The sequence below is a fragment of the Methylobacterium sp. genome (assembly GCF_019750675.1).
Lineage (GTDB): Bacteria > Pseudomonadota > Alphaproteobacteria > Rhizobiales > Beijerinckiaceae > Methylobacterium.
The window spans coordinates 1-1,820 of sequence record NZ_JAIEOF010000050.1 but is presented as its reverse complement, the minus strand read 5'-3'; the positions used below and the strand labels follow the sequence as shown (position 1 = coordinate 1,820).

Genomic DNA, 1,820 nt, shown 5'->3' with positions numbered 1-1,820 from the left:
CCGTTGCCGGAACCTGCCCCATGCCGCACCACGCGTCCCCCGCCGACCTCGCCGCCACCATCGAGACCGCCTGGGAGGAGCGCGCCGGCATCGACACCGGCACCAAGGGCGCGGTGCGCGAGGCCGTCGACGAGGCCCTGAACCTGCTCGATTCCGGCAAGGCCCGGGTCGCCGAGAAGGTCGGCGACGACTGGCAGGTCAACCAGTGGCTCAAGAAGGCGGTGCTGCTGTCCTTCCGCCTCAACGACATGGAGATCATCCATGGCGGCCCCGACGGCGCGACCTGGTGGGACAAGGTGCCCTCGAAGTTCGAGGGCTGGAAGAAGAAGCATTTCCGCGAGGCCGGCTTCCGGGCGGTGCCTGGCTGCGTCGTGCGCCGCGGCTCCTACATCGCCCCCGGCGCGGTGCTGATGCCGTCGTTCATCAACCTCGGCGCCCATGTGGGCGAGGGCACCATGGTCGACACCTGGGTCACCATCGGCTCCTGCGCCCAGGTGGGGAAGAACTGCCACATCTCGGGTGGGGCCGGCATCGCGGGCGTGCTCGAGCCGCTCCAGGCGAACCCCGTGATCATCGAGGACAACTGCTTCATCGGCGCCCGCGCCGAGGTGGCCGAGGGCGTGATCGTCGGCGAGGGCAGCGTGCTCTCCATGGGCGTCTACATCGGCGCCTCGACCAAGATCATCGACCGGACCACCGGCGAGGTGATGTACGGCCGCGTCCCGCCCTATTCGGTGGTGGTCTCCGGCACCACGCCGGGCAAGGACCTGCCGGACGGCAGCCCCGGCCCGGGCCTGTACTGCGCCGTGATCGTCAAGCGCGTCGATGCCGGCACCCGCTCCAAGACCGCCATCAACGAGCTCCTGCGCACCTGATCCCAAGGGGGGCGCCGGAAGGCTTGACCCGATGCCGAGCGGCGCCCCCTCTCCGGGGCGGCGCCGGGAATCTTGATCCGATACCGAGCGGCGCCCCTTTCGGGGCGGCTCTCGGTCGCGTGCCGGCAGACCCGGCCATGCCCCATCTGGTGCCGGTGAAATCGTCCCGGATGCGAGGAAGAGGCGTACGATGATCGACCCGGCCCATTCCGCCCGCAGCTTCGCGCTGACCTTCGCGGGGCGCCGCGTGCCGACCCCCTACGACGTCGTGGGCAACGGCCCCGACGCCCTGCTGCTGCCGGCCCTGTCCTCGATCTCGGCCCGGGTCGAGATGCGGCCCCTGGCCAAGGATCTCGGGCACAGCTACCGCTGCCTCGTGCCGGACTGGCCGGGCTTCGGCGACCATGTCCGGGCCCGGGTACCCATGAACCCGGAGACGATGCACGCCTTCCTCGACGCCCTGCTGGCGGCGGCCCCCGGCCCCTACGCCCTCGCGGTGGGGGCGGGCCACGCGGCCGGCTACCTCGTGGCCGCGGCGCGGCGCCATCCCCAGGCCTTCGCGCGCCTCGTCCTCGTCGCCCCGACCTGGCGGGGCCCGCTGCCCACCGCCCTGGGGCCGGAGCGCAAGGGCCTGTTCGCCGGGCTGCGCAGGGCCGTCGAGCTGCCGCTTCTCGGCGACGCCCTCTACCGCATCAACATCAGCCGGCCCGTCATCGGCCGGATGATGCGCGCCCATGTCTATGCCGATCCCGACCACGTCACCCCGGGCGTCATCGCCGACAAGCACGCCATCACGCGCCAGAACGGCGGGCGCTTCGGCACGGCGGCCTTCGTCACCGGGGGCCTCGACCCCTTCGAGAACCGCCGGGACTTCCTCGACCTGTTCGAGGCCCCCGGCCTGCCGCCGGTCCTGGTGCTGCGGCCGGAGCGGGCCCCGCGCCGCTC

General features: G+C 72.4%; 2 protein-coding genes. Both read left to right on the top strand.

Annotation, left to right across the window (positions count from 1 at the left end):
- The first annotated feature begins 20 nt into the window (after positions 1-20).
- Complete coding sequence (gene dapD / locus K2X24_RS02400) at positions 21-875, top strand: 2,3,4,5-tetrahydropyridine-2,6-dicarboxylate N-succinyltransferase (RefSeq protein ID WP_292494282.1); 855 nt, start codon at positions 21-23, stop codon at positions 873-875.
- A gap of 190 nt (positions 876-1,065) precedes the next feature.
- Positions 1,066-1,820, top strand: a 755-nt coding sequence (locus K2X24_RS02395; RefSeq protein WP_292494280.1) for an alpha/beta fold hydrolase, incomplete at its 3' end; no start/stop codon positions are given.

Excerpts from the sequence above, each read along its gene's own strand:
- dapD (WP_292494282.1), top strand. The coding sequence starts at position 21 with ATGCCGCACCACGCGTCCCCCGCCGACCTCGCCGCCACCATCGAGACC.